This window comes from Micromonospora sp. CP22 (assembly GCF_009712475.1).
Classification (GTDB): Bacteria; Actinomycetota; Actinomycetes; order Mycobacteriales; family Micromonosporaceae; genus Micromonospora.
Window position 1 is genome coordinate 1 of the sequence record NZ_VCJO01000004.1, and the last position, 23,965, is coordinate 23,965.

At 71.8% G+C, this 23,965-nt stretch carries 25 protein-coding genes, 1 tRNA gene and 1 riboswitch; of the genes, 22 read left to right on the forward strand and 4 right to left on the reverse strand.

The features are described from left to right. Nucleotides 1-487: 487 nt before the first annotated feature. The 8 genes from fdh (at nt 488) to FF096_RS08575 (ending at nt 9,548) form a co-directional block, all read left to right on the forward strand. On the forward strand, nt 488-3,754 hold the full coding sequence (gene fdh, locus FF096_RS08540; RefSeq protein WP_255456610.1) for a formate dehydrogenase: 3,267 nt from the start codon (nt 488-490) through the stop codon (nt 3,752-3,754). Then, nucleotides 3,754-4,788, forward strand: a complete 1,035-nt coding sequence (locus FF096_RS08545) for a 4Fe-4S dicluster domain-containing protein (protein ID WP_155216210.1) — start codon at nt 3,754-3,756, stop codon at nt 4,786-4,788. The genes fdh and FF096_RS08545 overlap by 1 nt, the downstream gene beginning before the upstream one ends. Next, nucleotides 4,785-5,804: an NrfD/PsrC family molybdoenzyme membrane anchor subunit gene (gene nrfD, locus FF096_RS08550; protein ID WP_309222932.1), complete on the forward strand. Its 1,020-nt coding sequence runs from the start codon at nt 4,785-4,787 to the stop codon at nt 5,802-5,804. Before FF096_RS08545 ends, nrfD begins: the two co-directional genes overlap by 4 nt. Before the next feature lie 55 nt (nt 5,805-5,859). Further along, nucleotides 5,860-5,955: transfer RNA gene (locus FF096_RS08555), tRNA-Sec, on the forward strand. Between the two features lie 20 nt (nt 5,956-5,975). Beyond that, complete coding sequence (selA, locus tag FF096_RS08560; protein WP_155216212.1) at nt 5,976-7,280, forward strand: L-seryl-tRNA(Sec) selenium transferase; 1,305 nt, start codon at nt 5,976-5,978, stop codon at nt 7,278-7,280. 2 nt (nt 7,281-7,282) lie between these two features. After that, on the forward strand, nt 7,283-9,037 hold the full coding sequence (selB, locus tag FF096_RS08565) for a selenocysteine-specific translation elongation factor (protein WP_155216214.1): 1,755 nt from the start codon (nt 7,283-7,285) through the stop codon (nt 9,035-9,037). 45 nt (nt 9,038-9,082) lie between these two features. Then, a complete protein-coding gene (locus FF096_RS08570) occupies nt 9,083-9,280 on the forward strand; it encodes a hypothetical protein (RefSeq protein WP_155216216.1) in 198 nt (65 codons plus the stop codon). Between the two features lie 82 nt (nt 9,281-9,362). Further along, nucleotides 9,363-9,548: a hypothetical protein gene (locus FF096_RS08575; protein ID WP_155216218.1), complete on the forward strand. Its 186-nt coding sequence runs from the start codon at nt 9,363-9,365 to the stop codon at nt 9,546-9,548. 6 nt (nt 9,549-9,554) lie between these two features. Here the strand turns inward: FF096_RS08575 and FF096_RS08580 are convergent, their stop codons facing one another. Continuing rightward, a complete protein-coding gene (locus FF096_RS08580; RefSeq protein WP_155216220.1) occupies nt 9,555-10,202 on the reverse strand; it encodes a hypothetical protein in 648 nt (215 codons plus the stop codon). Between the two features lie 128 nt (nt 10,203-10,330). On the opposite strand from FF096_RS08580, the gene FF096_RS08585 reads away from it, so the two are divergent. After that, nucleotides 10,331-10,531 carry a hypothetical protein gene (locus tag FF096_RS08585; protein ID WP_230462423.1) on the forward strand — a complete coding sequence of 67 codons (201 nt, stop codon included), beginning with the start codon at nt 10,331-10,333 and terminating at the stop codon, nt 10,529-10,531. 6 nt (nt 10,532-10,537) lie between these two features. Here the strand turns inward: FF096_RS08585 and FF096_RS08590 are convergent, their stop codons facing one another. After that, nucleotides 10,538-11,002, reverse strand: a complete 465-nt coding sequence (locus FF096_RS08590) for a hypothetical protein (RefSeq protein WP_309222933.1) — start codon at nt 11,000-11,002, stop codon at nt 10,538-10,540. Further along, nucleotides 10,999-11,211, reverse strand: a complete 213-nt coding sequence (locus tag FF096_RS08595) for a phosphatidylethanolamine-binding protein (RefSeq protein ID WP_155216222.1) — start codon at nt 11,209-11,211, stop codon at nt 10,999-11,001. The genes FF096_RS08590 and FF096_RS08595 overlap by 4 nt, the downstream gene beginning before the upstream one ends. A gap of 229 nt (nt 11,212-11,440) precedes the next feature. Here FF096_RS08595 and FF096_RS08600 point away from each other — a divergent pair, with 229 nt between their 5' ends. The 12 genes from FF096_RS08600 (at nt 11,441) to gcvP (ending at nt 22,315) form a co-directional block, all read left to right on the forward strand. Next, a complete protein-coding gene (locus FF096_RS08600) occupies nt 11,441-11,863 on the forward strand; it encodes an SAM-dependent methyltransferase (protein ID WP_155216224.1) in 423 nt (140 codons plus the stop codon). 262 nt (nt 11,864-12,125) lie between these two features. Further along, the gene (locus FF096_RS08605) at nt 12,126-12,791 is read left to right on the forward strand and encodes a CDP-alcohol phosphatidyltransferase family protein (RefSeq protein WP_155216226.1); all 666 of its coding nucleotides are present in this window, start codon (nt 12,126-12,128) and stop codon (nt 12,789-12,791) included. Then, complete coding sequence (locus tag FF096_RS08610; protein ID WP_155216228.1) at nt 12,788-13,708, forward strand: DUF881 domain-containing protein; 921 nt, start codon at nt 12,788-12,790, stop codon at nt 13,706-13,708. The genes FF096_RS08605 and FF096_RS08610 overlap by 4 nt, the downstream gene beginning before the upstream one ends. Next, a complete protein-coding gene (locus tag FF096_RS08615) occupies nt 13,705-14,037 on the forward strand; it encodes a small basic family protein (protein ID WP_093402419.1) in 333 nt (110 codons plus the stop codon). The genes FF096_RS08610 and FF096_RS08615 overlap by 4 nt, the downstream gene beginning before the upstream one ends. A gap of 9 nt (nt 14,038-14,046) precedes the next feature. Next, nucleotides 14,047-14,982 (forward strand): DUF881 domain-containing protein, encoded by a 936-nt coding sequence (locus FF096_RS08620; RefSeq protein WP_309222934.1) that lies wholly within the window; start codon nt 14,047-14,049, stop codon nt 14,980-14,982. Between the two features lie 55 nt (nt 14,983-15,037). Then, the gene (gene gcvH / locus FF096_RS08625; RefSeq protein ID WP_309222935.1) at nt 15,038-15,418 is read left to right on the forward strand and encodes a glycine cleavage system protein GcvH; all 381 of its coding nucleotides are present in this window, start codon (nt 15,038-15,040) and stop codon (nt 15,416-15,418) included. Nucleotides 15,419-15,636: 218 nt separating this feature from the next. Beyond that, complete coding sequence (locus FF096_RS08630; protein ID WP_093402417.1) at nt 15,637-16,089, forward strand: FHA domain-containing protein; 453 nt, start codon at nt 15,637-15,639, stop codon at nt 16,087-16,089. 50 nt (nt 16,090-16,139) lie between these two features. Next, the gene (locus FF096_RS08635) at nt 16,140-16,844 is read left to right on the forward strand and encodes a MerR family transcriptional regulator (protein WP_155216232.1); all 705 of its coding nucleotides are present in this window, start codon (nt 16,140-16,142) and stop codon (nt 16,842-16,844) included. A gap of 173 nt (nt 16,845-17,017) precedes the next feature. Beyond that, nucleotides 17,018-17,482, forward strand: coding sequence for a bifunctional nuclease family protein (locus FF096_RS08640; protein ID WP_309222936.1), 465 nt, complete (start codon nt 17,018-17,020; stop codon nt 17,480-17,482). 204 nt (nt 17,483-17,686) lie between these two features. Next, entirely contained in the window at nt 17,687-18,277 is a 591-nt protein-coding gene (locus tag FF096_RS08645) for a MerR family transcriptional regulator (RefSeq protein WP_155216234.1), read from the forward strand. 127 nt (nt 18,278-18,404) lie between these two features. Further along, nucleotides 18,405-19,265, forward strand: coding sequence for an NAD-dependent protein deacetylase (locus FF096_RS08650; RefSeq protein WP_375335314.1), 861 nt, complete (start codon nt 18,405-18,407; stop codon nt 19,263-19,265). A gap of 54 nt (nt 19,266-19,319) precedes the next feature. After that, a riboswitch (glycine riboswitch) is annotated at nt 19,320-19,415 on the forward strand. Nucleotides 19,416-19,492: 77 nt separating this feature from the next. Beyond that, complete coding sequence (gcvP, locus tag FF096_RS08655) at nt 19,493-22,315, forward strand: aminomethyl-transferring glycine dehydrogenase (protein ID WP_155216236.1); 2,823 nt, start codon at nt 19,493-19,495, stop codon at nt 22,313-22,315. Between the two features lie 99 nt (nt 22,316-22,414). On the opposite strand, the gene FF096_RS08660 is transcribed toward gcvP, so the two are convergent. Continuing rightward, a complete protein-coding gene (locus FF096_RS08660) occupies nt 22,415-22,615 on the reverse strand; it encodes a DUF5999 family protein (protein ID WP_093402410.1) in 201 nt (66 codons plus the stop codon). A 96-nt stretch (nt 22,616-22,711) separates the two neighbouring features. On the opposite strand from FF096_RS08660, the gene FF096_RS08665 reads away from it, so the two are divergent. Further along, nucleotides 22,712-23,920: a chorismate-binding protein gene (locus tag FF096_RS08665; protein ID WP_309222937.1), complete on the forward strand. Its 1,209-nt coding sequence runs from the start codon at nt 22,712-22,714 to the stop codon at nt 23,918-23,920. Nucleotides 23,921-23,965 lie beyond the last annotated feature (45 nt).

The following is a 23,965-nucleotide window of genomic DNA, read 5'->3' on the forward strand; positions in this document are numbered from 1 at the left end:
TGCAGGTGTCGGCCTACCCGGACCACTACGCCCAGTGGGAACAGCAGGCCGCCGACCTGGTCGCCGAGCACTGGAACGCCTGATCCCTGCTCTGAACAATCGAAGACTTTCCTCGACAGGGGGAACAAACCGCTGGCCGGCACCCGACCCAGGGTGCCGGCCAGCGGCATACCCACCCGGCCGCGACTGTGGCGGCGATCACGACAGGGGTAGGAAGAAGCGAAGCGGGTAACCTGTTGACTCGGGTGTCGGTGTGATCCAGTGTCCCCGGGCCTCACCTAAATTGCCTTCGCGGAATACCGTTCGGCTGGAGCCGCGTCGCGCCACTCGCCGAGAGGCGACCTGCACACCGGCACCCTCGCCGCCCCCGGCCCGATCTCGGGCCGGGGGCGGCGTCATGTGCGGTTCCGGTAGGCGGGTCGCCGATCCCGGCGCGCTGTCCTAAGGTCGACATCGGGAGGTGTCGAGCGTGGGACTGCGGGACGTGATGCTGGGCTGGCCGGTCTACCGGCAACTCACCGGCACCGACCCGCTGGGCCGGGGCGCGGCGGCACGCTCGACCCGCAGTGCCGAGCTGACCCCCCGCACGGAGGACGCCGACCGGGTCGCCAGGTCCGTCTGCCCCTACTGTGCGGTCGGCTGCGGGCAGCGGGTCTTCGTCACCGACGGCCAGGTCACGCAGATCGAGGGCGACCCGGACAGCCCCATCTCGCGAGGGCGGCTCTGCCCAAAGGGCGCCGCCAGTCGGAGCCTGGTCACCAGCCCGCTGCGGCAGACCAAGGTCCGCTACCGGCGGCCGTACGGCACCGAGTGGGAGGACCTGGACCTCGACACCGCGCTCGACATGATCGCCGACCGGGTGCTCGCCGCCCGGGACGAGACGTGGGAGGACGTCGATGCCGAGGGTCGGCCCCTGAACCGCACGCTGGGGATCGCCAGCCTGGGCGGGGCCACCCTGGACAACGAGGAGAACTACCTCATCAAGAAGCTGTTCACCGCGATGGGGGCGCTTCAGATCGAGAACCAGGCCCGTATTTGACACTCCGCCACCGTCCCCGGTCTGGGGGCCAGCTTCGGTCGCGGTGGCGCGACGGACTTTCAGCAGGACGTGGCGAACGCCGACGTCATCGTCATCCAGGGCTCCAACATGGCCGAGGCTCATCCGGTGGGCTTCCAGTGGGTGATGGAGGCGAAACGGCGCGGGGCCAAGGTCTTCCACATCGATCCGCGCTTCACGCGTACCAGCGCGGTCGCTGACGCGCACCTGCCGATCCGGGCGGGCACCGACATCGCGTTGCTGGGCGCGGTGGTGAACTACATCCTCACCAACGAGTTGGACTTCCGGGAGTACGTGCTGGCGTACACCAACGCCGCGACCATCATCAGCGAGGACTTCGTCGACGCCGAGGAGAGCGACGGGTTCTTCTCCGGTTTCGACCCGGCCACCGCCAGCTACGTGCAGGACAGTTGGCAGTACGCGGGCCACGAGCGGGACTCCGGCGGTGGCTCCACGGTCGAGGAGCGCGACGCTGCGGCCGGGCTGCGGCACGAGTCGCACGGCGCTCCGATCGACGGCCATCCGCTGCGGGACGAGACGCTGCGGCATCCGCGTTGCGTGTACCAGATCCTCAAGCGGCACTTCGCCCGCTACACGCCGGAGATGGTGGAACGCGTCTGCGGCGTGCCGCAGGAGAAGTTCCTGGAGCTGGCGCGCGCCTGGACGGAGAACTCCGGGCGGGAACGGACCGGCTGCCTGATCTACTCGGTCGGGTGGACCCAGCACACCGTCGGGGTGCAGTACATCCGCACCGGGGCGATCATCCAACTGCTGCTGGGCAACATGGGTCGCCCCGGCGGTGGGGTGATGGCGTTGCGCGGGCACGCCAGCATCCAGGGCTCCACCGACATTCCGACCCTGTTCAACCTGCTGCCCGGCTATCTGCCGATGCCGCACCACGCCAAGCATCCCGACTTCGACGCCTGGGTGGACCGCATCCGGCATCCCGGCCAGAAGGGGTTCTGGGGCGACGCCCGCGCCTACGCCGCCAGCCTGCTGAAGGCGTACTGGGGTGACGCGGCGACCGAGGAGAACGACTTCTGCTACGGCCACCTACCCCGGATGACCGGCGACCACGGCACCTACCAGCAGGTGCTGAACATGATCGACGGCAAGGTGAAGGGTTACTTCCTGCTCGGGCAGAACCCGGCGGTCGGTTCGGCGCATGGCCGGGCCCAGCGGTTGGGCATGGCCAACCTCGACTGGCTGGTGGTACGCGACCTCTTCATGATCGAAAGTGCGACGTTCTGGCAGCGTGGCCCCGAGGTCGCCACCGGGGAGATCCTGCCGCAGGAGTGCGCCACCGAGGTGTTCTTCCTGCCGGCCGCCTCCCACGTGGAGAAGGAGGGCACGTTCACCCAGACCCAGCGGTTGGTGCAGTGGCGGGAGAAGGCCGTGGAGCCGCCCGGCGACGCCCGCTCCGAGCTGTGGTTCTTCTACCACCTGGGGCGCCGGCTGCGGGAGAAGCTGGCCGGCTCGACCCGCCCACGTGACCGCGCGTTGCTGGATCTGACCTGGGACTATCCCACGCACGGCCGACACGCCGAGCCGGATGCCGAGGCGGTGCTGCGGGAGATCAACGGGTTCGACACGACCAGCGGTGCCCCGTTGTCGACGTTCACCCAGGCCCGCGACGACGGCACGACCGCGATCGGTTGCTGGATCTACACCGGGGTGTACGCCGACGGGGTGAACCAGGCGGCCCGCCGTCGGCCCGGTCACGAGCAGGACTGGGTCGCCGCCGAGTGGGGCTGGGCCTGGCCGGCGAACCGGCGGATGCTCTACAACCGGGCCTCCGCCGACCCGCAGGGCCGCCCGTGGAGTGAGCGCAAACGCTACGTCTGGTGGGACGCCGAGGCCGGCCGGTGGACCGGTCACGACGTGCCGGACTTCGAGGTGACGAAACCGCCGTCGTACCGGCCACCGGAGGGTGCCACCGGTCCGGCCGCGCTGGCCGGGGACGACCCGTTCATCATGCAGGCAGACGGCAAGGGCTGGCTGTACGCGCCCAGCGGGGTGTTGGACGGCCCGCTGCCGACGCACTACGAGCCGGCCGAGTCGCCGGTGCGTAACCCGCTCTACGGGCAGCAGGCCAACCCGACCCGCAAGATGTACGCCGACCCGGTGAACTCGACGAATCCGAGCCCGCCGCAGCAGCACGACCAGGTCTTCCCGTACGTGTTCACGGTCAGCCGGCTCACCGAGCACCACACCGCGGGCGCGATGAGCCGCACCGTCGCGCCGTTGGCGGAGTTGCAGCCGGAGATGTTCGTGGAGGTATCCCCGGACCTGGCGGCGCTGGCCGGGTTGACCCACCTCGGGTGGGCGCACCTGATCAGCGCCCGCGCGGCGATCGAGGCCCGGGTGCTGGTCACCGATCGGCTGGTGCCGCTGACGGTGGACGGTCGGGTGATCCACCAGGTGTGGTTGCCGTACCACTTCGGCTTCGAGGGGCTGGTCACCGGGGACTCGGCCAACGACCTGTTCGGCATCACCCTGGACCCGAACGTCCTGATCCAGGAGAGCAAGGTCGGCACCTGTGACGTGCGGCCGGGGCGTCGGCCCACCGGCGCGGCGCTGCGTGATCTCGTGCAGGATTACCGCACCCGGGCCGGCATCGTGCCGGGTGTCCTGCCGCCGGCGGTCACCCCCGGCGTGCCGGTCGAGTCCACCGGCGACGCAGAGAGGAACAGCTGATGGTCGATTCGCGCGGCCGGCCCGCCGTCCCCGCGCCGTCGACGGCCGGGGCGGCTGATCCGGCGACCGCCGCCGGCTGGGTCGACGCGCCGCCGAGGATGGGTTTCTTCACCGACACCAGCGTCTGCATCGGCTGTAAGGCGTGCGAGGTCGCCTGCAAGGAGTGGAACGGGGTGCCTACCTCCGGGCTGGACCTGCTCGGCATGTCCTACGACAACACCGGCGCGTTGACGGCGAACTCCTGGCGGCACGTCGCCTTCGTCGAACAGCACCGCCCCGCCGGTGACGGCTCGTCCCCGGTCGCGGAACACCCGACCGGCACGTCCTGCGCCGCCGGCACCACCACGGCGACCGGCACCGAGCCGGGCCTGCTGCCCGGTCGCCCGGACGCCGCCCGGGCGCCCGAGTTCCTCGGCATGCCGGCGGCCGGGCCACCCGGGCGCACCGGCAGCGCCGAGGGGCGCGGTGACTTCCGCTGGCTGATGATGTCGGACGTGTGTAAGCACTGCACCCGGGCCGGTTGCCTCGACGTCTGCCCGACCGGGGCGCTGTTCCGCACCGAGTTCGGCACCGTGGTGGTGCAGGAGGACATCTGCAACGGCTGCGGTTACTGCGTGTCGGCCTGCCCGTACGGGGTGATCGACCGGCGGGTCGGGGACGGGCGGGCGTGGAAGTGCACGCTCTGCTACGACCGGATCGGCGCCGGGCTGACCCCGGCGTGCGCCCAGGCGTGCCCGACCGAGTCCATCCAGTACGGCCCCCTCGACGAGCTGCGGGAACGGGCCGCCGCGCGGGTCGACACGTTGCGGGCGCGGGGGGAGTCGCAGGCCCGGCTCTACGGCCACGACCCGAACGACGGTGTCGGCGGTGACGGCGCGTTCTTCCTGCTGCTCGACGAGCCGGAGGTGTACGGCCTGCCACCGGATCCGCAGGTCACCACCACGGATCTGCCGGCGATGTGGCGGCGGGCGGGGCTGGCCGCGTTGGCCATGACGGCGGCGGCGGTCGGTGCGTTCCTCGGCGGTCGGCGGTGAACCCGGACCGGGCGGCCGTCGGGGACCGGTTCCGCCGTTTCCGAGCCGGGCGTCGCGGCGGTGAGGAACTGGCCGTGCCACCGGCGGAGTTCACCTCCTACTACGGCCGACCGATCCTGAAGCCGCCGGTGTGGACCTGGGAGATCGCCGCCTACCTGTTCACCGGTGGGGTGGCCGCCGGTTCGTCGTTGCTGGCGGCGGGCGGGCAGGTCACCGGGCGGCCCCGGGTCCGCCGTGCCGGGCGGGTCGCCGCGCTGGCCGCGATCACCGCCAGCGCCGGGCTGCTGGTCAAGGACCTGGGGCGGCCGGAGCGGTTCCACCACATGTTGCGGGTGGCGAAACCGACCTCGCCGATGTCGATGGGCACCTGGGTCCTCACCGCGTACGGTCCGGCCGCCGGGTTGGCCGCGGTGGCCGAGGCGGCGTCGCTGCTGCCCACTAGGGGCCCGCTCGGGCTGGCCCGCCGGGTGTTGCCGCCGACGGGGCGGGCCGCCGGGCTGACCGCCGCGGCGCTCGCACCGGCCCTGGGCACGTACACGGCGGTGCTGCTGGCCGACACCGCCGTGCCCTCCTGGCACGAGGCGTACGCCGACCTGCCGTTCGTCTTCGCGGGCAGCGCGTTGGCCAGCGGCGCGGGAGTCGGCCTGCTCGCCGTGCCGGCGGCCGAGGCGGGACCGGCGCGGCGGATGGCGGTGGCCGGTGCCGGGCTGGAACTGTTCGGCGCGCACCGGTTGGAGAACCGCCTCGGCCTGCTGAGCGAGCCCTACCGGAGTGGTCGGGCCGGTGCTCTGCTGCGGGCCGGGCGGGCACTGACCGTCGCCGGGGTGGCCGGGGCGGTGCTGGGTCGGCGGAGCCGACTGGTGTCGGCGCTCTCCGGTGCCGCGTTGCTGGCCGCGTCGGTCGCGACCCGCTTCGGTGTCTTCCAGGCCGGGGTCGCCTCGGCCCGCGATCCGAAGTACACGGTGGTGCCGCAGCGGGAACGCCTCGACCGGCGGGCGGCCGAGTCCGACCGGTAGCCGGGGTGTCGGCTCGGCCGCACACCCGCCGCCCGACTGTGATCCAATGGCCGGTGGAGGCGTTCAGGCGGCTGGTGCCCCTCCCGGTCTTCAAAACCGGTGTGGTCCGGGATCCGGGCCAGGCGGGTTCGATTCCCGTCCGTCTCCGCCAGGCTACGAGGAGATGACCTGATGAGCGACGGCGGCGCGGACCCGCGACGCCGGGTGCCGCGTACCGACGTGCTGTTGGCCGAGCCGCCGCTGGTCGCGGCCGCCGCCGCCGTCGGCCGTGACCGGGTGCGCAGCGCGGTACGCCAGGCCCAGGAACGGGCCCGTCGGGGTGAGATCGACCCCGCCGAGGTACGCGACGCCGCGTTGGCCGCGTTGCCGTCGCCGGTGCCCCGGGTCGTGCTCAACGCCACCGGGGTGGTGCTGCACACCAACCTGGGGCGGGCCGCACTCTCCCCGGCGGCGCTGGCCGCGGTGACCGCCGCCGCCGGGTACACCGACGTCGAGTTGGATCTGGGCACCGGGCGGCGGGCCCGCCGTGGGCGTGACGCGTTGGATGCCCTGGCCGCCGCCGTACCGGACGCCGAGGCGGTGCACGTGGTCAACAACGGGGCCGCCGCGCTGGTGCTGGCGGCCACCGCGCTCGCCGCCGACGCGGAGATCGTGGTCAGTCGGGGCGAGTTGGTGGAGATCGGTGACGGGTTCCGGCTGCCCGATCTGCTCACCAGCACCGGTGCCCGGCTGCGGGAGGTCGGCACCACCAACCGGACCACCCTCGCCGACTACGCCGCGGCGGTCGGGCCGCGTACCGGCTTCGTGTTGAAGGTGCACCCGTCCAACTTCCGGGTCACCGGCTTCACCTCGGCGGTGCCGGTGCGGCGGCTGGCCGGGCTCGGTGTGCCGGTCGTCGCCGACATCGGTTCCGGGCTGCTGGCTCCCGATCCGCTGCTGCCGGACGAACCGGATGCCGCCAGCACGCTGCGGGCCGGGGCGGCGCTGGTCACCGCCAGCGGCGACAAGCTGCTCGGTGGCCCGCAGGCCGGGCTGCTGCTCGGCACCGCCGACCTGGTCCAGCGGCTGCGCCGACACCCGCTCGCGCGGGCGCTGCGGGTGGACAAGCTGACCCTGGCCGCCCTGGCGGGGACGCTCGCTGATCCGGCCACGCCCACCCGCCGGGCGTTGCACGCCGACGGGGCGGTGCTGCGCGAGCGGACCGAACGGCTGCGGGAGGCGCTGACCGCCGACGGCCGCAAGGTCGAGGTGGTGCCGTCCGTGGCGGTGGTCGGTGGTGGCGGCGCGCCCGGGGTCGAGCTGGACTCGTGGGCGTTGAGCCTGCCCGAACGGTACGCGGGTCCGCTGCGCGTCGGTGACCCGCCGGTGCTGGGGCGGGTGGTTCGGGGCCGGCTGCTGCTCGACCTGCGTTGCGTGCCGGAACAAGCCGACGATCTCGTACGCCTCGCGGTGCTGGCCGTGCCGGAGGACGACTGACCATGCTGGTGGTGGCCACGGCCGGGCACGTCGACCACGGCAAGTCCACGCTGGTGCGGGCGCTGACCGGGATGGAACCGGACCGCTGGGCGGAGGAACACCGCCGGGGCATGACCATCGACCTCGGGTTCGCCTGGACGGCGCTGCCGTCAGGTCGTACCGTCGCGTTCGTCGACGTGCCCGGGCACGAGCGGTTCGTGTCGAACATGCTGGCCGGGGTGGGCCCGGTCCCGGCCGCGGTCATGGTGGTGGCGGCCGACGCGGGCTGGATGCCGCAGTCGGCCGAGCATCTCGCCGCCCTGGACGCGCTCGGCGTCGGGTACGGCCTGCTGGTGGTGACCCGCGCGGACCTGGCTGATCCGGCGGAGGCCCTGGCCGAGGCGCGCGCGGAGCTGGCGGCGACCCCGCTGCGTGACGTGGAGGCGGTGACGGTCAGCGCCGTCACCGGCGCGGGCCTGCCGCAGTTGCGGGCCGCGTTGGACCGGTTGGCCGACCGGATGCCCGCCCCGGCGCCAGACGGCGCGGTCCGGTTCTGGATCGACAGGTGTTTCACGGTCCGGGGCAGCGGCACCGTGGTCACCGGCACCCTCGGTGCCGGTCGGCTGCGGGTCGGCGACGAACTGGAGCTGGCCGGCAGCGACGAGCCGGTGCGGATCCGGGGCCTGCACCGGCTCGGTGTCGGGTGCGGCGAGGCGGTGCCGGTGGCCCGGGTGGCGGTGAACCTGCGCGGTGTGGCCCGGGAGCGGATCGGTCGTGGTGACGCCCTGCTCACCCCCGGCCGGTTCCGTGTCACCGACGTGGTCGACGTGCGACTGACCGGGGTGCCGGTGGCCGAGCTGCCGCTGACGTTGACGCTGCACATCGGTTCGGCCGCGGTGCCGGTGCGGGTCCGCCCACTGGGCGCGGACACCGCCCGGCTCCGGCTGGGCCGGGCGTTACCGCTGCTGGTGGGGGACCGGGCGGTGCTGCGCGATCCGGGCCGCCGCTACGTCGCCGGTGGGGTGACCGTGCTGGACGTGGTGCCGCCGCCGCTGACCCGTCGGGGCGCCGCTGCGGCCCGGGCGGCGGTGCTGGCCACCCTGGACGGTCGCCCCGACGCCGCCGGTGAGCTGCGCCGTCGAGGGTTGGCCCGGGTCACCGACCTGGTCACGGCGGGCGTGCCGGTGACGGTCGACCCGGTGGCCGGGGAGTGGCTGGCCGACCCGCACCACTGGCAGCGGCTCGGCGACCGGCTCACCCGCGCCGTCACCGAGTACGCCCGCACGAATCCGCTGGCGGCGGGCGCTCCGGTCGAGCACCTGCGCCGCCAGCTGGACCTGCCCGACCGGGCCCTGGTCGAGGCCCTGGTCCGACCACCGTTGCGGCTGGTCGCCGGTCGGGTCGTGGCCCCCGGCACGGCGGCGTTGCCCGAGCCGGTGGCCCGCGCGCTGGCCCTGGTGAGTGAGGACTTCGCGGCGCATCCGTTCCGTGCCCCCGACGCCGACCGGCTCGCGGCCGTCGGGCTCGGCACCCGCGAGATCGGTGCGGCGGTGCGGGCCGGGGCGTTGCTGCGGCTGACCGGGAACGTGGTGCTGCTGCCGGGCGCGCCGCAGCAGGCGGTGCGGGTGCTGACCGGGCTGCCGCAGCCGTTCACGCTCAGTGCCGCCCGGCAGGCGTTGGACACCACCCGCCGGGTGGCGGTGCCGCTGTTGGAACTGCTGGACCAGCGCGGACTCACCCGTCGCCTACCCGACGACGCGCGGGTGGTGGTGGATTGAGCACATCGCCGCCCGGCGGCCACGCCGGGCACCTACCGTGACGGCATGGATCCCTCCGCGATCTGGCGGGACCGGCAGCACAGGTGGCGGATCGAGGCGTACCGTGCGCCGGATCTGCGGTTCGCCGTCTACGCGACCAACGGCACCACCGAGTCCGCGCCGTTGTGGCTGTTCGGCATGGCGGCGCTGGCCCGGTGGCTGATGAGTCACAAGATCTCCCTCGACGACCTGGAAGTCGACTGAGCGGGCGGCTGAGGTCACCCGATCGAGGGGACGCGGACCGGTAACCGCGGGCCGGCACCGTCGCCGTCCGTACGGTGCCCCTGTGAAGGACCGAGGTACCCGGAAGGTGGTGGCGGCGCTGGCCGGCCTCGCCGTGATCTACTTCGGCACCACCGGCCGTTCCGCGGAGGAGGGGCGCGGCCTCTCCGGCGGGCTGGTGGTGTTGGCGCTGCTGGCGGCGCTGCTGGTGTGGCACCTGACCAAACCCGGTGGTGACGCGGCGAAGTGACCACCCTCAGCGGGCGGCCACGGCACGGCTGATCTGCCCGGCCGACTCCTCGCCGAGGGCGACCCGGACCAGCGTGGAGGCGAGTCGGCCGAAGTCGGCGTCGTCGACGAGTTCGGCCAGCCGGTCCGTCGTGGTGGGCAGCCCGAGTCGCCGCGCGCCGGCCACCGCCCGCTGGTCGACGTACGGGCGCACGTCCGGCCAGACCTGCTGCACCTCCCGCAGGAAGATGTCCGCGCCGGTCGGTCCGATCCCGGGGAACGCGGTGAGCAGCCGACGCAGCTGACCCGGATCGCCGTCCGCCTCCCGGTGCAGCCGACGCAGGTCGCCGTGCCAGCGGTCCAGGCAGAGTCGGGCACCGGAGCCGAGCATCGTCGCGGTCCGCTCGTCGTAGCGGCGGTAGTGGCCACGCCCCAACGCGTCGACCCGTTCCTGCCAGCTCGCCGCCTCCATGGCCTGCGGGGTACGCAGCCCGGCCGCGAAGAGTTCCCGGGCCGCCGCCACGGCCACCGACGCGCGGATCCGGGTGCTGAGCAGGGTGGCCAGCACCAGCAACTGGTACAGCGGAGCCGGTCGGTCGGCCAGCGTGATGCCGGCCTCCTCGGCGTACGTGCGGCGGGTCAGCAGGGTCCGCGCCAGCGTCCGTTGGTCACCCATCCTCGGGGAGTACCCAGCAGCGGCCCGGATAGCCCTCGCCGTGGGTGACTCGGAATGCCGGCGACGGCGGCGGGTAAGCCGCAGGTTGAGCGCGGTGTCGTGCCGCGTACCGGCGAAGGGAGAGGACTGTGACGAACCCGCAGCAGCAGGAGTTCCGGCGCAACGCCCTCGGCGGGACCAGCCAGGACAACAAGGGCCCCGATCCGGCGGGCCATCCCGGCCACCGTGGCTCGTCGCGGGGCGACGCCGGGCGTCCGGTGCCGCACGGGCAGGTGTCACCGTACGGTCCCAGCGGTCGACCGGTGGCCGAGGACGACAGCGACTCCTGACCGGCCCTAATCCGGCTGCCGCAGCCAGTTCCAGGTGGCTGCGGCAGCCAACCCGTAGGCGAGGTGCGGGACGATGTCGGCGATCCAGTCGGCGCGCCGCCAGGTGCGCGGGTCGGTGACCCCGAGCAGGGTCAGCGACCCGTCCGCCAGGGTCATCAGACCGCCACCGAGCAGCATCGAAGCCCGCAGCACCGGCTGTCGGCGGCCTCGGGCCAGCAGCGCGAAACCGACCGTGGCCGCAGCGCCGAGCCCGTAGCCCATCAGGGCGCCCAGGCCGGAGCGTCGGTTGTCCGCCTGCTCCGGTGGCCCCAGGGACACGTGGCCGACCTGGGCCAGTCTTCCGGCGCTGCGCTCCGGTGTCTGGCTGGCCGGCCTGGCCCGAGCCGTCATGTCCAGATAGGTGACCACGTTCAGCGCGGTCGTGCCGACGGCCCCGGCGATGAGGCCGTCGGCCAGGTCGGCCGCCCTCACTTCGGATCTCCGGGCTCGCGGTTGCCCTTCGGGCCGTAGGTGCGGTCGCCCCGCACGATGCCGCGTCGGCCCTGTTCCTCCTGCAGAATCCGGTTGGCCGCGTCGTCGGCCTTCTGGTCCGGTGTGCGTCGGCCCGAGCCGTCGATGGCGTTGCGCAGGCGGGCGCGTTGCTTGTCGTAGGCGTTACTGCCGGGGCGAGGTCCTGGCATCGTGGTCTCCTCCTGGTCGTCGCCGGTGGCGTCGGTACCCCTCCTGGTGTTCGCCGGTGGCGTCGGTACCCGTCTTTGGTCATCACCGGTGGCGTACGCGGCCCGTCTACCCGCCTGGACCGCCGTCAACCGCGCCGACCGGTCACCGGCCGCCGTGACCGGCGGGGTGATACCGCCCAGCCGGTCCCATCGCTACCCTTTCGGAGAGCGCCTGGGAGGAACGTCGCCGATGGTGGAGCCTGAGCAGCCGAGTACCGCCCGGATGATCGACTTCTGGCTCGGCGGGGCGCACCACCATCCGGTGGACGTGGCCGCCGCCCACGCCTTCGAGCAGGCGTACGGCCCGTGCGCTCCGGTCTTCCGGGAGCTGCGCGCCTTTCTCGGCCGTGCCGTACGCGCGATCGCCGCCACCGGGGTGGACGGGTTCCTGGTGTTCGGCGCCGGGGTGCCGACGATGGGCAACGTGCACGAGGTGGCGATGATGGGCCCGACGTTTCGGATGCGACCGCCCGCCGCGTTCGCCCCGTTGCTCGGTCGGTGGACGCCCACCCCGGACGGGATCGTGCCGGTGACCCACTGGCGGCCCGAGGGCGAGCCGACGCAGGTGCCGGACGCCTTCCACGGTGCGGTGGCGGTGCGTTCGGCCGGGTGAGCACGGAGCCCCTTCAACCGACCCAACCCCACACCATTATCCTAGGATGCCCTACACGTGGTGACGCCCGTCACAGACGCACTGACCGACATCCGCCACGAGCCCGCTGGGCAGCGAAAGCACGAAAGCGACCCGTTATAGTGGCAGCGCGTTCGACCCGGCCCGTGATCATCGACGATGGACGACGGGTCAGGGGATCGCTCCCGCAGGGGAGCACAGGGGGTGCCGGCGTCAGCCGGCTGGACAACGCGTACGACGCCACATGGCGGATGGGGGCTGCGGCGCCCGAGCGCGTCGCGGAGGAGGTTCGGTGTCGGGTCGGGCGGAGCAACCGCAGGCCCGTGCGGGTGACGGCCGGGTGCTCACCTGGCCGAACCTGATCAGCTTCCTCCGTCTACTCGGTGTCCCGCTCTTCCTCTACCTGCTCCTGGTGGCCCGTGCCGACGTCGCCGCGATCGTGGTGTTGACCGTCGGTGGCACCAGCGACTGGGTGGACGGCTGGATCGCCCGGCGGCTGGGACAGGTCAGTCGGCTGGGCGAGTTGCTCGACCCCCTCGCCGACCGGCTCTACATCCTCGCCACCCTCGTCGCGTTCACCGCCCGTGAGGTGGTGCCCTGGCAGTTCACCGCCGCGCTGCTGGCCCGGGAACTGCTGCTGCTGGGCTCGCTCGGGGTGCTGCGACGGCACGGATACGGGCCGCCGCCGGTGCACTACGTCGGCAAGACGGCGACCTTCCTGCTGTTGGCCGCCTTCCCGATCCTGTTGCTGGCCACGGTGGTGCCGTCGGCAACGGCGGTGGCCGGCGCGATGGGCTGGGCGCTGGCCTGGTGGGGGCTGGCGCTCTACTGGGTCGCCGGCGCGCTGTACGTGGTCCAGGCCCGGCAGCTGGTGCAAGCGGTGCGCGGTCGGCAAGGAGCGGCGGCATGAGCGACGATCCCGGTCAGGGCCGGCGCGTGGGGCGTGGCTTCACCCCGGACTTCCTCACCGAGCTGTTCAGCAATCCGTTGGATCCGGGTTATGCCGACGCGGCGGCCCGGCGGGCGAAGACCGGCCAGCCGGCCCGCTCCGGCTGGTCGGTGGGGCCGGTCGGCCTGGTGGTCATCGTGCTGCTCGGCTTCCTGTTCGCGGTGGCCTATCGGCAGACGGTGGCCGAGGAGCCGGGGCGGGCGCAGGCCCGGTCGGGGCTGGTGGCGCAGATCAAGCAGCGGCAGGGTGAGACCGACGCCTTGTCGGCGCGGGCCGACGAGTTGCGCGAGGAGGTCAACCGGCAGCGGGAGGCCGCGTTGGGTGGTTCCCGCGCGGCCCGGTTGCGGGAGTTGGAGGCGAGCACCGGGCTGGGGCGGGTGCACGGTGACGGTGTGGTGGTGGAGTTGGCGGACGGCCCGGGTGGGCAGGGTTCGCTCAACGGTGGTGATGTCGGCCCGGCGCAGGTGATCTACCTCGATCTGCAGAGCGTGGCCAACGATCTGTGGGGTGCCGGTGCGGAGGCGATCGCGATCAACGGGCAGCGGTTGACGTCGACGTCGACGATCCGGTCCGCGGGTAAGGCGATCCTGGTGGATTTCCGTCCGGTGACCGGGCCGTACGAGGTGGCCGCGATCGGGCCGCGTGGGATGCGCAAGCGCTACGAGTCGAGCTACAGCGCGTTGACGATGCGGAAGGTGGCGAAGGTGAACGGGTTGTCGTTCGCGGTGCGTGACGCCGATGACCTCACCCTGCCTGCTGCTCCGGAGCCGCGGCTACGCTACGCGGAAGCCGCGGTGAGTCCGAGTGTGTCGCCGTCGGGCGGTGGTGAGTCGTCCGGCTCGGGTACGTCCCCCAGTCCCTCCGGAGGTGGTCGATGATCGCGGTGCTGGCCCTGTTGGCCGGGGTGCTGCTCGGGCTGTGGCTGGATCCCACGGTGCCGGCGGCGTTGCAGCCGTATCTGCCGATCGCGGTGGTGGCCGCGTTGGACGCGGTGTTCGGTGGGGTCCGGGCGAAGCTGGACCGCATCTTCGACGACAAGCAGTTCGTGGTGTCGTTCATCTCGAACGTGCTGGTCGCCGCGCTGATCGTGTATCTGGGTGACCAGTTGGGGGTGGGCGGTCAGTTGTCCACCGGTGTGGTGGTCGTGTTGGGTGTTCGCATCTTCGGGAACGTGGCGGCGATCCGTCGGCACCTGTTCCGGGCGTAGGTTTGTGCCGTGAGTGACGAGCACACGCAGACGGGTACGGGTTGGCCGCAGCCGGCGGGTCCGGCGCGGCCGGACGGCCCTGCGGGGGAGCCGGATCCTCGTCCGGACGCGCCTGATCCGGACGAGTTGAGTCCGTTGTCGCCGCAGGGGAGTCCGCCGGGTCCGGACGAGGACGAGGCTGCGTCGGGGGAGCCCGCTGAGGGGGTCGCCGCGGTGGCGCAGCCGGCGGCGACGGTGTCGCCGTGGCGGCGGCTCAGTTCGGCCACGGTGATGATCGGCGTGCTGCTGGGTCTGTTGGGTTTCACCCTGGTGGTGCAGTTGAAGACGACGTCGACGGATTCGTCGTTGACGGCGGCGCGGCAGGAGGACCTGGTCCGGATCCTGTATGACCTGGAGGCGCGGGAGATCCGGTTGCGGCAGGACATCGCGGCGCTGGAGGAGAGCCAGCGGCAGTTGCGTTCGGGTGAGCAGGGGCGTCAGGCGGCGTTGGAGGAGGCGACCCGGCGGGCGGACGAGTTGGGGATCCTGGCGGGGACGTTGCCGGCGCGTGGTCCGGGTTTGACGGTGCGGTTCGAGGCGGGTGCGGCGAAGCCGATCTCGGCGATGCGGGTGCTGGACGCGGTGCAGGAGTTGCGGGGTGCCGGGGCCGAGGCGATGCAGATCTCCGGTGGTGATCGGGCGACGGTGCGGATCGTGGCGTCGACGTACTTCCTGGACGGGGAGAACGGGTCGTTGGTGGTGGACGGGCGGCGGTTGACGGGTCCGTACACGATCACGGTGTTGGGTGATCCGGCGACGATGCGTACGGCGCTGAACATTCCTGGTGGGGTGGTCGCGTCGGTGGCCGGCGACGGCGGTAACGTGATCGTTGAGGATCGTGAGGTTGCCGAGGTCTCGGCGCTGCACAAGCCCCGCCCGCTGGAACATGCCCGTCCGGTCTCCTGAAGGTCGGTGGGCCGGCACCGGTCGTCCGGTGTCGCGATGGATGAGGACGCTGCTGGTGATTCCTGAGGACCTGCGTTACACCGCCGAGCATGAGTGGGTGGCCGCTGCGGACGGTGGGGCCGTCCGGGTGGGGGTGACCCATTTCGCGCAGGATGCTCTCGGCGACATCGTGTATGTGCAGTTGCCGGAGGTGGGTGCGACGGTGGCGGCCGGTGAGTCGTTGGGTGAGATCGAGTCGACCAAGAGTGTGTCGGAGCTCTACGCCCCGGTGGCGGGTACGGTGTCGGCGCGCAATGAGGCGCTGGTCGACACCCCTGAGGTGATCAATGGTGATCCGTACGGGGCGGGTTGGTTGGTGGAGCTCACCGTGTCGGATCCGGCGGCGGTGGACGGGTTGTTGAGTGCGGACGCGTACCGCGAGTTGACCGAGAGCTGATCGTTTTGCTGTGTGGGCGTGGCGGTGTCTGCCGCGCGTCCGGTTGCCCTGCTTTTCGGCGCTGGCTAGGCTCGCCCAGTCGACCGAGAACCCATTAGTTGAGCGTCGCGGACAGCCTTCAGGGGCACGGAGAGCCAGCCGCCGGGTGGATGAGAGCCCGGCGGCCAGACCCGCCGTCTCCCGACGCCGACCGAAACAGATTCCGTGAGGTGGTCCCCATGACTCGCCCAGGCGACGAGTTCCCCCCGCTCGACGTCACGTCGACGCTCAATCTCGGTTCGCTCGAGGAAGCGCTGGAGGGCCCGGACACCGATGTGGTGCCGAGCCGGATGTCTGGTTCGCTGCCGCCGGGGATGGCGCTGCTGGTGGTCCGGCGGGGGCCGAACGCGGGTGCCCGGTTCCTGTTGGATCATGATGTGACGACCAGTGGGCGGCATCCGGACAGTGACATCTTCCTTGATGATGTGACGGTGTCGCGGCGGCACGCGGAGTTCCACCGGGATGGTGGGACGTTCACGGTGCGGGACGTGGGCAGTTTGAACGGCACGTACGTGAACCGGGAGCGGGTCGAGGCGGCGACGTTGAGCAACGGTGACGAGGTGCAGATCGGCAAGTTCCGGGTGGTGTTCATCGCCGGTCCGCGCCCGGAGGGTGAGGCCGGCCGGGGGTGAACGAGCCTGCGGCCTCCAGGCCGTCCGGGGCGGGTGGCGCCCAGCCGTTGATGAGTATCGGCGAGGTGCTGGCTCAGCTGCGGGCGGATTTTCCCGACGTGACGATTTCGAAGTTGCGGTTTCTCGAGGCCGAGGGCCTGGTGGAGCCGCAACGTACGGCGGCGGGTTACCGGAAGTACAGCTGGGATGATGTGGCGCGGTTGCGGTTTGTGCTGACCGCGCAGCGGGACCAGTATCTGCCGTTGCGGGTGATCCGGGAGCAGTTGGCGCGGTGGGACGCCGATGACGGTGCGGCGCCGGAGTGGTCGCGGCCGGCGTTGGTGGCGGTGGGGCCCGATGGTGAGGTGCCGGGTCGTGACGCGGTGTCGTCGGGTGAGTCGGCGCAGGTCCGGTTGGATCGCACCGAGCTGGTGGCGCGCAGCGGGTTGGACGAGTCGACGTTGGGCGAGTTGGAGCGGCTCGGGTTGGTGGTGTCGGATCCGCCGGGGTGGTATGACGGCGATGCGTTGATCATCGCGCGGGCGGTGGCGGGTCTGGCGGCGTACGGGTTCCAGCCGCGTCATCTGCGGGGTTACCGGACGGCGGCGGATCGTGAGGTCGGCTTGTTCGAGCAGTTGGTGGCGCCGTTGGCGCGGCAGAGTGATCCGGCGGCGCGGGCGCGGGCGGCGGAGACGGCGCGGGAGTTGGTGGCGTTGTCGCAGCAGTTGCACGCGGCGTTGGTGCGGGTGGGTTTGCGCTCGACGTTGGGGCGGTGAGGTGCGGTTGCGTGCTGATCGGCGTCGTGGTGAGTGGCGTAGGCTTGCGGGGGTAACCCCTCTTCTGGCGCGGGCGTGGGTGCGTGTAGCGCGTGAGACGGCCGTGTCGCGGTCCGTGTACCGTGCAGAGAAGGGCGCGGTGCGGCGTAGGTGACAACGACACGGAGGCGGCGGTGCGCGAGCTGAGCGTGGTCGGGGTTCGGGTGGAGTTGCCGAGCAACCAGCCGATCGTCCTGCTCAGGGAGGTCGAGGGTGACCGCTATCTGCCGATTTGGATCGGCGCGGTCGAGGCGACGGCGATCGCTTACGAGCAGCAGGGTGTCAAGCCGGCGCGTCCGTTGACCCATGATCTTCTGCGGGATGTGTTGTCGGCCTTGAAGGCGCCGTTGCAGGCGGTGGAGATCACCGAGTTGAAGGAGAACGTGTTCTTCGCTGATCTGTTGATCGGCGATGGGGTGCGGGTCTCGGCTCGGCCGAGTGATTCGATCGCTTTGGCGTTGCGGGTTGGTGCGCCGATTCGTTGTGCGGAGCAGGTCCTCAGTGAGGCGGGGATCGTGATTCCCGACGAGCAGGAGGACGAGGTGGAGAAGTTCCGGGAGTTCTTGGAGCAGGTGCGCCCGGAGGATTTCGCCGGCTGAGTGCCGGCTGTGCCGGTGTCGGTGGTGTTTCTGCCGCCGCGCGGGCGGTGACTGTCGGTGATGGTGACGGTCATCGCTGTCGTTGCGCGGCGTGTCGCGACGGTTTCTCCGTGGTAACTCCTGGCGGTCGCTATAGGGTTGCCGTGTCGAGGGGTGCGCGTTCCGGAAACGGGGTGTCACCGCACGGACGGGGAGGTTGTCCGGATGTACGAGCCGCGAAATTCCGATGCGGTGTCGGGTGAGCCGGGTGGGATGCCCGGGTCGGCAACTGACAGTGACGGTGCGGTGGGGTACCGGGGTGTGACGGCCTGCCACGCGGTGGGGATCAGCTACCGCCAGTTGGATTACTGGGCGCGTACGTCGCTGGTGGTGCCGAGTGTGCGTGACGCGTCGGGTTCCGGTACGCAGCGGTTGTACTCGTTTCGCGACCTGGTGGTGTTGAAGGTGGTGAAGCGGCTGCTGGACGCCGGGGTGTCGTTGCAGAACATCCGGAAGGCGATCGAGGCGTTGCGGTCGCGTGGGGTGGACGATCTGGCCGGCATCACGTTGATCTCCGATGGGACGACGGTGTACGAGTGTCGTTCGCCGGAGGAGGTGGTCGACCTGTTGCAGGGCGGCCAGGGGGTGTTCGGCATCGCGATCGGTGGCGCGTTCAAGGAGATCCAGGGTTCGTTGTCGCATCTTCCGGCGGAGCCGGCGGCGGTGTCGGCCGAGCAGGGGTCGCCGGAGGTTGTCGAGGGTGGCGCGGTGGCCGACGAGTTGGCGGCGCGGCGGGCCCGGCGGCGGGCGGGTTGAGCTGTTCCACTGTGGCGCTCCGGTGAGGTCACGCGTCCGTTGAGGTGCCCCGGCACCCGCCGGTGGTGGGGTGGGTCACCGCCAAGGGCGGTCGTCGTCGACGGTGGGGCTGGGGCACGATGGGTGGGTGCAGGAGCTGGTCGAGCCGTTGGCGGGCCTGGTGGCCGCCGGTGAGGTGGTGGTCCTCAGCGGCGCCGGGTTGTCCACCGAGTCGGGCATTCCCGACTATCGCGGGCCGAGTGGGGTCGCTCGCCGGCACACGCCGATGACGTACCAGATGTTCGTGGCGGACCCGGTGGCGCGTCGACGCTACTGGGCGCGTAGTCATCTGGGGTGGCGGTTGATCGCTCGGGCGACGCCCAACTCGGGGCATCACGCGGTGGCGCGCCTGCAGCAGGCGGGGCTGGTCAGCGGGATCATCACGCAGAACGTCGACGGGTTGCACTCGGCTGCGGGTAGCCGGGCGGTGACGGAGCTGCACGGGCGGCTCGACGTGGTGGTGTGCCTGGGGTGTGGGGGTCGCACGTCTCGGGCGGAGTTGGACGGGCGGCTGCGGGCGGCCAATCCCGGGTTCGGTGGGCAGGCGGTCGCGGTCAACCCGGACGGTGACGTGGCGTTGGCGGAGGAGCAGGTCGCGGCGTTCCGTACGGTCGACTGCCTGGCTTGCGGCGGGTTACTCAAGCCCGATGTGGTGTTCTTCGGTGAGACGGTGCCGGCGGCGCGGGTGCAGTCGTGCTTCGCGATGGTGGAGCGGGCCCGGTTGCTGCTGGTGTTGGGGTCGTCGTTGACGGTGATGTCGGGGCGTCGGTTCGTGGTGCGGGCGGCGCGGCGGGGCCTGCCGGTGGTGATCGTCAACCAGGGGCCGACGCGTGGTGACGGGTACGCGTGTCTGCGGGTGGACGCTCCGTTGGGGCGGCTGTTGCCGGCGGTGGCCGACCGGCTACTCGGTGCCCTCGCGCCGGTGGTGTCGCCCGCTGTGCGCGGGTGACCAGGGGCTTCGCTGCGGGGCGTCGGGGCCGCTGGTAGCGTTGATCGTGCCGGTAACACCGACGTGGGAGAGACCGTCTGGCAGTACGGGCGGCGCCGAAGGGGCAAATCCTCCCCGGAACCTCTCAGGCAGAAGGACCGCGTCGGGTCAGGCACTGTGGAGCGCCCGTGGGGTGTGACAGAGGGGGAGGGCCGACCTGTCGACCCCCGCCTGTCGCTGGAGCGCCCATGAGCACAGAGCAGTTCGCTGACCGTCACATCGGTCCCGGCCCGGACGACGAGCGCCGCATGTTGGACGCCGTCGGGTACGCCTCGATCGACGAGTTGATGGATGCGGCGATCCCTGAGGTGATCCGCTGGCACGGCCGGTTGGATCTGCCGCCGCCGGCTTCCGAGCAGGAGGCGTTGGCGCAGCTGCGGGCGTTGGCGGGCCGTAACACGGTGGCCGTGTCGATGATCGGGTTGGGGTATTACGGCACGTACACGCCGGCGGTGATCCGTCGCAACGTGTTGGAGAACCCGGCCTGGTACACGGCGTACACGCCGTATCAGCCGGAGATCAGCCAGGGGCGGCTGGAGGCGTTGCTGAACTTCCAGACGATGGTGTCCGACCTGACCGGGTTGGGCACCGCGAACGCGTCGATGCTGGATGAGGCCACCGCGGCGGCGGAGGCGATGACGTTGGCGCGGCGGGCGTCGAAGACCGGCAGCCGGGTGTACGTGGTCGACGCGGACACGCTGCCGCAGACCATCGCGGTGATCGCCGGGCGGGCTGAGCCGCTGGGTGTCGAGGTGCGGGTGCTCGACGTGGATGTGGAGCCGTTGCCGGCGGAGTTCTTCGGTCTGCACCTGCAGTATCCGGGGGCGAGTGGGGCGGTGCGTGACCATGCGCCGCTGGTCGAGGCCGCCCACGCGGTGGGTGCGCAGGTGACGGTGGCGGCGGATCTGCTGGCGTTGACGTTGTTGCGGCCGCCGGGGGAGATCGGCGCGGACATCGCGGTCGGCACCACCCAACGGTTCGGGGTGCCGATGGGCTTCGGTGGGCCGCACGCCGGTTATCTGGCGGTGCGGGCGGGGTTGGAGCGGATGTTGCCGGGCCGGCTGGTCGGGGTGTCCCGGGATGCCGACGGCGCCCCGGCGTACCGGTTGGCGTTGCAGACCCGTGAGCAGCACATCCGGCGGGAGCGGGCGACCAGCAACATCTGCACCGCGCAGGTGTTGCTGGCGGTGATGGCCGGCATGTACGCCGTCTACCACGGCCCGGACGGGCTGCGGGAGATCGCGGCGCGTACCCACCGGTCGGCGGCCCGGTTGGCGGCCGGGTTGCGCGCCGGTGGGGTCGAGGTCGCCGATGTGGCGTTCTTCGACACGGTGGTGGCGCGGGTGCCGGGGCGGGCCGAGCGGGTGGTGGCGCAGGCGCGTCAGCGTGGGGTGAACCTGCGGCTGGTCGACGCCGACCGGGTGGGGGTGTCCTGCGACGAGACGACCACGGCGGAGCATCTGGCGGCGGTGTGGGCGGCGTTCGGGGTCGACGGGGTCGACGGTGAGGTGCCCGAGGGGTTGCCGGCGGGGTTGGCCCGCACCGGTGACTTCCTGACCCATCCGGTGTTCCGTACGCACCGGTCGGAGACGGCGATGCTGCGGTACCTGCGTCGTCTGGCGGACTTCGACTACGCCCTGGACCGGGGCATGATCCCGTTGGGGTCGTGCACGATGAAGCTGAACGCCACCGCGGAGATGGAGCCGGTGAGCTGGCCGGAGTTCGCGCACATCCATCCGTTGGCTCCGGCGGAGCAGACCGTCGGCTACCGGGAGTTGGTCGCCGAGTTGGAGGGGTGGCTGGCGGAGGTCACCGGCTACGACGCGGTGAGTGTGCAACCCAACGCGGGGTCGCAGGGGGAGTTGGCGGGGCTGTTGGCGATCCGTGCCTGGCATCGCAGTCGGGGTGAGCGGCATCGGGACGTGTGTCTGATTCCGTCGTCGGCGCATGGCACCAACGCGGCCAGCGCGGTGATGGCCGGGATGCGGGTGGTGGTGGTCGGCTGTGACGCCGACGGCAACGTCGACCTGGTGGACCTGGACGCGAAGATCGACGCGCATCGGGACTCCCTGGCGGCGATCATGGTGACGTATCCGTCGACGCACGGGGTGTACGAGACGGGTATCGCGTCGTTGTGCGCGAAGGTGCACGACGCGGGTGGGCAGGTGTATGTCGACGGGGCGAACCTCAACGCGTTGGTGGGGTTCGCCCGGCCGGGCCGGTTCGGGGCGGACGTGTCGCATCTGAACCTGCACAAGACGTTCTGCATTCCGCACGGTGGTGGCGGGCCGGGGGTGGGTCCGGTGGCGGTGCGGGCGCATCTGGCGCCGTTCCTGCCGGGTGATCCGGCTGGGGTGCCGGTCGAGGGGCGGCCGGCGATCGCGGCGGCCCGGTACGGGTCGGCGGGGATCCTGCCGATTCCGTGGGCGTATCTGCGGATGATGGGTGCCGACGGGTTGGCTCGGGCGACCGGGGTGGCGGTGTTGGCGGCGAACTATGTGGCGGCGCGGCTGCGGGATCACTTCCCGGTGCTGTATGCGGGCAACAAGGGTCTCGTCGCGCACGAGTGCATCCTGGATCTGCGGCCGTTGACGAAGGCGACCGGGGTGAGTGTCGACGATGTGGCCAAGCGGCTCATCGACTACGGGTTCCACGCGCCGACGATGTCGTTCCCGGTGGCGGGGACGTTGATGGTGGAGCCGACGGAGAGTGAGGACCTGGCCGAGTTGGACCGGTTCTGCGATGCGATGATCGCGATCCGGGCGGAGATCGACATGGTGGGTTCCGGCCAGTGGCCGGCCGGGGACAATCCGCTGCGCAACGCGCCGCACACGGCGGCGATGGTCGGCGGTGACGACTGGTCGCACCCGTATCCGAGGTCGGTGGGTGGGTGGCCGGCCGGGGTGAACCGGGTGGGGAAGTACTGGCCGCCGGTGCGCCGGGTCGACGGCGGGTACGGCGACCGGAACCTGGTCTGCTCGTGCCCGTCACCGCAGGCGTACGAGAGCTGACCGGGGTCGGTACCGCGCCGACCTGGTCGCGGCGGCCTCCGTCGGGGAGGTTAGCCTGGGTCGGCGCGGGAAGACGTCGTGACGGATCGTGATGTCGGGTCAGGCGGCGAGTGCGTGTCGGGCGGGGCCTCGGTGCGGTGCGATGCTGCTGCCGTCGGGCAGCAGTTCGCCGGTGTCCTCGAAGACGATGACTCCGTTGCAGAGCAGGCTCCAGCCCTGTTCACGGAAGCAGGCGATGACCCTGGCGGCTTCCCGGTCGGTCGCTTCGGCGGAGGGGCAGGTGGGTTGGTGCTGGCACATCGGGTTCTCCGGACTGTGGGGGCACTGTGTCATGGTTCACATGACCAGTGACGCACAGTACCAAGCGGAAGCGCGCCGCATCGACCAGTTGTCCGCGTGGTGCGTGGGAAATCCGCTGAACGGATGAGCATGAACCGCCCAGACGTCGTGGAAGCGCTCCCACGGATGGTTGTCGATCCACCCGGCGTTCCCGCCGCATGCCGTGGCCGACTCACCGAACACGCCCGCTGGCAGTGGCGCCCCGCCGACGGCGGCGACCCCGCCACACACGTCGAACAGTTCCTCGCCGACCACGGCCTGCACCCGACGGACCAGAGCCGCCCCGCACGCCCCCACCCCCACGGCATCTGCGGGGCCGCCCTCTACGTCTCCGCCGCCGCCGGAGCCGTCCTCGCCGGCGGCGCACCCGGCGCACCCAACCCCGCCGACCTGCCCGAGGTCGCCGTCGTCGTCTACGAACACACCGACCCACCCACCCACCACCGGCTGCCACCACCACCCTGGTGGCACGGCCCCTGGACCGAGAGCTGGAGCCCCCGCCAACACGCCGAGGCCGTCACCGCGATCCGCCGAGCCATCGGCCACGGCGACGTCTACCAGGTCAACCTCGTCGGACACGCCAGCGCCCCCTACACCGGCGACCCGCTGCCCGCCCTGACCCGCCTCGGCCACCTACCCGGAGCCCGCTACGGCGGCGTGCTCACCGGACCCGGCTGGGCCATCGGCTGCGCCAGCCCCGAAACCCTCATCGAACTACGCCACCGCACCCTCACCACCCGCCCCATCAAAGGCACCCGCCCCGCCACCACCGCCGGCCGCGTCGACCTGCTCACCTCCGCCAAGGAACGCGCCGAACACATCATGATCGTCGACCTGGAACGCAACGACCTGGCCCGCGTCGCCCGCACCGGCAGCGTCCGCGTCGACGACCTGTTCGCCGTACGCCGCTGGTGTGACCTGTGGCAGGCCGAATCCACCATCCGCGCCGACATCGCCGACGGACTCGGCCTGGCCGACCTGCTACGCGCCGTGTGCCCCGGCGGCTCGGTCACCGGCGCACCCAAACTGGCCGCCCTGGACCACATCGCCGCCCTGGAACCCGTCGGCCGAGGCGCCGGCATGGGCGCCCTCGGCTGGGTCGGCCCCGACCACCTCGACCTCGGCCTGACCATCCGCACCGCCGCCGTCGACGGCACCGCCGTGCACGTGTGGGCCGGCGGCGGCATCACCTGGGACAGCGACCCGGACGCCGAAGTCGCCGAAGCCGCCGCCAAGACCACCCCGGTACGCGCCGCCCTCACCTGAGCACACACCGCCGGTCCCGCACCCGACACCGTCGACCCGATAGCC